The following is a 7,223-nucleotide window of genomic DNA, read 5'->3' on the forward strand; positions in this document are numbered from 1 at the left end:
CAACCTCTGAGGCTGCGCGACACACCCCAGTAGAATGCCGCTCCCGCAACCACCGCCGACACGCGCCCCCATGCGACCCACCATTTTCTTGCGCCTGCTCGCAACCACACTCTGCCTGACTGCACCGCTTTCGCTGGCCGCCAGCGAGTCACCACCCACTCCCACCGTCGGCGAGCAACGCGAGGCGGTGCTGTTCTGGCCGCAGGCGCAGCGCGAGGCGGAGTTCCGGCAGATGGATCGGCGCTTCCCCAGCGACCGCATCGAGCGCGGTGCGCATGTCCGCGAATTGGCGGAAGGCCCGCCGCTGACAGTGGGCGAGGCGGGTGATCCATCGTGGCTCGACAACTACATGGCCCAGCACCACATCGCCGGCGTGATGGTTCTGCAAGACGGTCGTGTCCGCGTGCAGCGCTACGCATTGGACTTCGGGCCGGAGCAGCGTTGGGAATCCTTCTCCGTCGCCAAGTCGGTCACGTCGACCTTGCTCGGCATCGCGCTGCAGCAGGGGCACATCGACAGCCTGGACGACACGCTGGTCACCTACATCCCGGAGTTGGGCGACAGCGCGTACGCCGATGTCACGGTGCAGCAGTTGCTGACGATGACCTCCGGCGTGCGCTGGAACGAGGACTATGCCGACGCGGAGTCGGACGTGGCGCAGATGTATCGCGGTGCCTGTGTCGATGGCCGTGCGCACGTGCTGTCGTACTTGATGAAACTGCCGCGGCAATGGCCGGCCGGCACGCACTGGAACTACAATACCGCCGAGACCGATCTGCTCGGCATCGTGGTGGAGCGCGCGACGCGCCGTTCGCTGGCCACCTACCTGTCAGACACCATCTGGAAGCCGTACGGCATGGCGGCCGATGCGACCTGGATCAGGGACGAATGCGATGGCAGCGACACCGGCGGCAGCGGTCTGTCGGCGACCTTGGGCGACTACGCGCGGCTGGGGCAATTCATGCTCGACGGTGGCCGCATCGCGGGCGAACCGGTGATCGCCGAAGCCTGGCTGCAAGGCGCGGTCAGCGAGCAGGAAAGCCTGGACGCGCCCGAGCGCGGCTACGGGTATCTGTGGTGGACCGATACCGACGGCAGCTACGCCGCGATCGGCATCTTCGGCCAGATGGTCTACGTCGATCCCGCGCGCCGGCTGGTCATCGCCCAGGTCGCGGCATGGCCGAAGGCGACGTCGAAGGAGCTGGTCGCCGCGCGGCGCGAGTTCGTGGCTGCGGTCAAACGTGCAGTGGATGCGGATCGGTAAAGTGCAATACACGCAATGACGGACGCGCGTCACGCTGAAGGACTTACGCCCCCTTCGAGTGCTCCGCGTTTTCCGCGATGAAGTGCTGGTACAGGGCCCTGTTGACCTCGGTCCGCACTTCCATGTCCCGGGTTCCGTTGGTGATCACCACGAAGCCGTACTTCTTCTCCGCGTCGAAGAACATGGAGCTGTACAGCCCGTAGGCGGACCCGGTGTGTCCGGTCATCTCGACTCCGGGAATCAGGGCCCTGTCGATGCGAATGGCCATGCCGTAGTCGCCATCCTCGTCGGCTTCGACCGTGGGCGTCTGCATCGCCTTCGCGTGTTCGGCTGCGATGATCCGCACGCCATTCCATTCGCCATGGTTCATGTGCATCAGCATGTACTTGGCCAGGTCGGGCGCCGAGACCTTGAGACCCCCGGTCGGAGAGAACATGGGCGTGCCGTAGCCCATCGTGTAGCCGTCCAGGCGCTCACCCAGGGGCGCATACGCCTGGTCCGAGCGCACGAACCCCGCGCCCTCGCGCCAGCGGTAGATCTGCGCGAAGCGGTCCGCATCCAACGCTTCCGGCGCATAGCCGCCGTACAGCCCGAGCGGATCGAGCACGTGTGCCTTTACGTAGGCATCGAACCGCTGCCCGGATACACGCTCCACGATCGTCCCGACCAGGTTGTAGCCGAGGTTGGAATACTCGTAGAGCTCGCCGGGGGCACGGTCGGCGTAGCTGTCCCGCCAGCTGGCGTTGACGCCTGGATTGATGATGTCGAGGCTGTTGTATCGCTGCTCGTCGGTGATCGACGAGGTATGGTTCAGCAGCATCCTGAGCGTGATAACCCGGTCCGGGAATGCGGGGTTGCGCACCGGGAATCCGACCAACTCGCCGACGTCGTCACCCAGCGATATCCGCCCTTGCTCCACCAGCTGAAAGATCGAGGTCGCGGCGAAGGACTTGGAGATGGAGGCGATCCGGAAGACGTCGTCCTGCTCGAGGGGAATCTTCGCGTCCCTGTCCTTCCAGCCGAGGCTGTTGCCATAGACGACGGCATTGTCCTTGACCACCACGACGGCCAGGCCAACCGTCCCGTGCTCGGCCATCAGTTCTTCCAGTCTGTGTTCAATGCCTTGGGCCATGGCAGGCTGGAGGCAGGCCCACGACAACACCAGCGCCGCGCACAGTGCCAGGACGCGGCTCGAATTTCTGCTTTCCTTCATGACCCCTCCCACAGGTATTACCGACTATTCAAAGAAGCGTTGTCGATCACGAACCGGTACTTCACGTCGCCCTTGAGCATGCGTTCGTAGGCTTCGTTGATTTCATCGGCGCGGATCATCTCGATGTCCGCCACGATGCCGTGCTCGGCGCAGAAATCGAGCATTTCCTGCGTCTCCGGGATGCCGCCGATCAGCGAGCCCGCCAGGCTGCGACGTTTCGCGATCAGGTTGAACACCTGCGGCGAGGGATGCGGCGTGGCCGGCGCGCCAACCAGGGTCATCGTGCCGTCGCGCTTGAGCAGCACGAAGAAGGCATCCAGATCGTGTGGCGCGGCGACGGTATTGAGGATGAAGTCCAGGCTCTTGGCATGCGCCGCCATCTCATCGGCATTGCGCGAGACGACGACCTCATCTGCGCCCAGTGCCTTGGCCGCCTCGCGCTTGGATTCGGACGTGGTGAACGCGACAACGTGGGCACCCATCGCGTGCGCCAGCTTGATGCCCATGTGCCCGAGCCCGCCGATACCGACCACGCCGACCTTCTTGCCCGGCCCCACCTTCCAGTGGCGCAGCGGCGACCAGGTGGTGACGCCCGCGCACAGCAGCGGCGCCACGGCAGCGAGTTGTTCTTCGGGATGGCGGATGCGCAGCACGTAGCGTTGGTGCACGACGATCTGCTGCGAATAGCCGCCCAACGTATGGCCGGGAGCGTCCGGCGTCCGGCCGTTGTAGGTGCCGACCATGCGGTCGCAGTAGTTCTCCAGACCCGCATCGCACTCCACGCAATGCTGGCAGCTGTCGACGATGCAGCCGACGCCGACCAGGTCGCCCGGCTTGAAGCCGGTGACGTCGGAACCGACGTCTGTCACCTTGCCGACGACCTCGTGACCGGGCACGCACGGGAAGACGGTGCCCGCCCATTCCGCGCGCACCTGGTGGAGGTCGGAGTGGCACACGCCGCAATAGGCGATGTCGATCTGCACGTCCTGCGCGCCCGGCGCACGCCGGGTGATCTGCATGGGTTCGAGTGGTTGGTCGCCCGTGTTGGCGCCATAGGCTTTGATGGTCATGGTGAGGACTCCTGTGTCGATCGGAAAATCAGTGTCGTATCCATGCGGCCACCGCAGATATCAAGCCGGGGCCAGCAGCGCCACGGACTCTGCAACCGGCGCCTCGCCTTCGGTCAGCTCGATGATGATGCGGCTCACCGCCGGGTGTTCGATGATCTCAAGCAGCGTCGCGGCCACGTCGTCGCGCGGCACGTCGCCGTAGGGAATGGCCACGCCCGTGCGCACCTTGCCGGTGCCGGGCGCGTCCAGCAGCGTGCCGGGGCGCAGGATCACCCAGTCCAGGTCGGACTCGGCCAGATGCACGTCGGCGAGTTTCTTCACCGCCATGTAGTGCTCGAACGTCTCCGACACCTGCTTGCCGCGGGAGGCCTCGGGGAAGGCCGAGACCAGCAGGAAGCGCTGGATGCCTGCCTGCCGCGCCGCTGCGACCGCCAGCTCCAGCCCGCGGCCGTCGATGGCGTCGATCATCTCCGCTCCGCCCTTGCCGCCAGCGCCGGCCGAAAACACGACCACGTCGCTGCCGGCCATGCGCTGCGCCAGCCCGTCGGCGTCGAGTTCCAGCAGGTTGCCCTCGACCGGGACGGCGCCCAGGGCCTCGAGTTCGTCGGCTTGCTCCGGCTTGCGGTACAGCGAGCGCGGCTCATGGCCGCGCGCCGCGAGTTGCTGGGCGAGGCGGCGTGCGACCTTGCCCGAGCCGCCGATGATGAAGACCTTGCGCATGATGGATTCCTCTTAGGTGTTGCCTCTTTAGAAAGTGTAGGACTCACCGTCTGCCGGAACCAGTACGCGCTCGGGATCCATGCCCGTTGCCTTGATGTGATCGTGTAGGTCCTGGCGCGTTTGCATGACGTGATTGACGGCTTCCATGTGGCTGCCGATGACCTTGGCCTGTGGCGCTGCCTGGTAGGCCCGGTAAAGATCGTCCTTGCCCATGATGATGGAGCCGTCCACGCCCAGCATTCGCGCATAACCGGTATTGAGGACGATCACATCCGGCTGGTACTGGTGGATCGAATCTTCCACCTGGGCGTTCCAGATGGTGTCTCCGGCCAGGTACACCGTCTCGTGGCCCGGGCGCTGGAAAACGACGCCCATCACTTGCCCAAGACTTGGGAAATCGGCCATGGTCTGGTCATCGCCATGCTGTCCACTGGTGATGCTCAGCTGCGTACCGTTGAAGACGGTGTCGCGGGTCAACACGCGCACGTCGGTGAAGCCATCCTGGCGGATGCTTTCGGCATCGATTTCGTTCTGGACAAACAGTGGAAGGTTCCTGGGCAGGCTGCGCTTGGCCTCGTCATCCCAATGATCCGCGTGGGTATGGGTGACGATGATGGCATCGGCGTCCATCACCTCGGACATCGGCATCGGCAGCTCGACCAGCGGGTAGCGCACCTCGCTGTTGTAGGTGCCCTCGAAGCCGGGGTAGGCGTCCTTCGCCGCGAGCATCGGGTCGATCAGGAACGTGGTGCCGGCGTAGTCCAGCTTGATCGTCGCGTTACGGATCTGCTGGAAGCCGACCGCGCCGGCGTCTTCGGTGTTGGCGTTCGAGGTAGCAATGGGGCTGGTGGCATTGGTGGCGCCGCAAGCAGCGAGCGCGAGGGCCAGGGTCGCGACGGCAGCGCCGCGCAGCAAGGTTCGATGGGTCATGGGAGTTTCCTGTGGATGGGTCGGCACTGAGCCGGAAGGTGTATGGGACGGCCGTGGAGTCAGGCCCGGCCGGCGGTACTGTGTGGAATGACAGCCATTGTCGGGAGGCGGCGCGTCCAGCACCATTGGCCCAAATGACATTTATCGATATAATCGGGCCATTCTTCTCGCGCCCTCCGGAGACCTCCATGCAGCCCGTTCGCGTCGCCGTGCTGGCGTTCGATGGCATCAACCTGTTCCACCTGTCCGTTCCCGGCCAGGTGTTTGGCGTCCAGCCCGCGCCACCGGGCCTGCCGCCCTATGAGATGCGGTATTGCGCGCCCACACCCGGCCCGGTGCGCACGATGCAGGGGCTGCAGATCGACGTGCCGGATGGGTTGGACGCGATGCGGCGGGCCGATATCGTCATCGTGCCGGCGTGGGACCACCCGGAGACGCCTGCGCCCGCCGAACTCACGCAGGCGTTGCGGGCGGCGCATGCGCGCGGTGCCCAGGTGGTCGGGTTGTGCCTGGGCGCGTTCGTGCTGGGCGACGCGGGCCTGCTCGACGGCCGCCGCGCCACCACGCACTGGGCCGCCCGCGACGTGTTTGCCCGCCGTTTTCCCACCGCCGATTTTCGCCCGGACGTGTTGTACATCGACGACGGCGGCATCGTGACTTCAGCAGGAACCGTCGCCGCGATCGACTGCTGTCTCAACCTCGTACGCGTGCGTCACGGCGCCGACGTGGCCAACCGCATCGCGCGGCTGCTGGTGACGCCGCCGCATCGTCAGGGCGGGCAGGCGCAATACATCGAGCAACCGGTGCCCGAGCTGCCCAGCGAGAACCGCTTGCCGGGCGTGCTGGACTGGGCGCGCGAGCGTCTGGTCGAACCGCTGTCGGTGGACGCACTGGCCGATGCCGCCCACATGAGTCGCCGCACCTTCACCCGCCGCTTCCGCGAGGCGACCGGCACCACGGTCGTGAAGTGGCTCGCGTCGGAGCGGCTGGCGCGCGCGCAGCAGCTGCTTGAAACCACCGACCTGCCGATCGAGCAGATCGCCACCGAGGCCGGCTTCGGTACGGCACTCTCGCTGCGGCAGCACTTCGCTGCGCAACTGGGGACACCGCCTTCCGCCTATCGCCGGAACTTCTGCGGCGACGGCAGCCGGCGCCTGGTAACAAAGGGGCCAGAGGAGATATCTGTTTGAATCCGATATTTCCTCTGGCCCCTTTGTTCGCTTGAGTGCTTGCAGCTGTCGCCTGCTACGTGCTCGTCGAGTTATTGTTTCCCGGGTTGCGTAGGACTGCAGCCTGACAATTCATTCAAGCCGAACCCGCATCGTCATCGCGGCGATCTGGGACACTTCAGGAGCGGGTCGGCTTAATTCAAGCGTTAGGCCCCATGCCCAATCGTCATGCGTCATGCAGCTGTGGAAAGCTCACCGTTAGCACTCGGGGTGAGCCGGTTCGCATCTCAATCTGCCATTGCTTGGACTGCCAGAGGCGCACTGGCAGTGTGTTTAGCGCTCAGGCTAGATTCCCGGCTGATGCCGTGGCTGTCGAGGGCCAAAGCAAAGAATATGTGCGCATCGGTGAGAGTGGCAGCTCAACCCAGTTCCACTTCTGCCCGGAGTGCGGCTCCACCGTCTTTTATCGGTCAGACGCCATCCCAGATGTAGTTGCGGTTCCTGTCGGTGCTTTCGCAGATCCGGACTTTCCGCCGCCGCGCGTGTCGGTCTATGAGGAAAGGCAGCACCCCTGGGTGCATCTTGCAGACGGCATTGAGCACCTTGATTGAGTGAGTCGCTGGCCGTCTAATGGGGCCTAACAGTTCGTTCAAGCCGAACCTACTTCGCTACACCAACAACATGGCAGAAAGAGCTTGCCATGTTGTTGGCTACGCTACGCAGGTCGGCTTAACTCAGGCGTTGGGCGTCACCAGAACGAGTGCAGTCTTTCGCACTTCTGGGCGTCAGAATGACGCCGTCAGCATCGGGCAAACGCGCCGTCGGAGGCGCCTCTTTTCGGCCACCCCCGCGCTCTT

At 64.9% G+C, this 7,223-nt stretch carries 7 protein-coding genes; 3 read left to right on the forward strand and 4 right to left on the reverse strand.

Going from position 1 to position 7,223, the window contains the following annotated elements; all coding sequences use genetic code 11:
• The first annotated feature begins 70 nt into the window (after positions 1–70).
• Positions 71–1,264 (forward strand): serine hydrolase domain-containing protein, encoded by a 1,194-nt coding sequence (locus ACW7G6_RS14335; RefSeq protein ID WP_456998584.1) that lies wholly within the window; start codon positions 71–73, stop codon positions 1,262–1,264.
• A 43-nt stretch (positions 1,265–1,307) separates the two neighbouring features.
• Here the strand turns inward: ACW7G6_RS14335 and ACW7G6_RS14340 are convergent, their stop codons facing one another.
• The 4 genes from ACW7G6_RS14340 to ACW7G6_RS14355 are packed head-to-tail and all read right to left on the reverse strand — an operon-like array spanning position 1,308 to position 5,197.
• A complete protein-coding gene (locus ACW7G6_RS14340) occupies positions 1,308–2,477 on the reverse strand; it encodes a serine hydrolase domain-containing protein (RefSeq protein WP_456998585.1) in 1,170 nt (389 codons plus the stop codon).
• Between the two features lie 17 nt (positions 2,478–2,494).
• Positions 2,495–3,547, reverse strand: a complete 1,053-nt coding sequence (locus tag ACW7G6_RS14345) for an NAD(P)-dependent alcohol dehydrogenase (RefSeq protein ID WP_456998586.1) — start codon at positions 3,545–3,547, stop codon at positions 2,495–2,497.
• A 60-nt stretch (positions 3,548–3,607) separates the two neighbouring features.
• Positions 3,608–4,267, reverse strand: a complete 660-nt coding sequence (locus ACW7G6_RS14350; RefSeq protein ID WP_456998587.1) for an NAD(P)-binding oxidoreductase — start codon at positions 4,265–4,267, stop codon at positions 3,608–3,610.
• A 27-nt stretch (positions 4,268–4,294) separates the two neighbouring features.
• Positions 4,295–5,197 carry an MBL fold metallo-hydrolase gene (locus ACW7G6_RS14355; protein WP_456998588.1) on the reverse strand — a complete coding sequence of 301 codons (903 nt, stop codon included), beginning with the start codon at positions 5,195–5,197 and terminating at the stop codon, positions 4,295–4,297.
• 188 nt (positions 5,198–5,385) lie between these two features.
• Here ACW7G6_RS14355 and ACW7G6_RS14360 point away from each other — a divergent pair, with 188 nt between their 5' ends.
• Both ACW7G6_RS14360 and ACW7G6_RS14365 read left to right on the forward strand, forming a co-directional pair.
• Positions 5,386–6,387 carry a GlxA family transcriptional regulator gene (locus tag ACW7G6_RS14360; protein ID WP_456998589.1) on the forward strand — a complete coding sequence of 334 codons (1,002 nt, stop codon included), beginning with the start codon at positions 5,386–5,388 and terminating at the stop codon, positions 6,385–6,387.
• 194 nt (positions 6,388–6,581) lie between these two features.
• Complete coding sequence (locus ACW7G6_RS14365; RefSeq protein ID WP_456980491.1) at positions 6,582–6,977, forward strand: GFA family protein; 396 nt, start codon at positions 6,582–6,584, stop codon at positions 6,975–6,977.
• The last annotated feature ends 246 nt before the right edge of the window (positions 6,978–7,223 follow it).

The organism is Lysobacter sp. A421, from assembly GCF_054052145.1.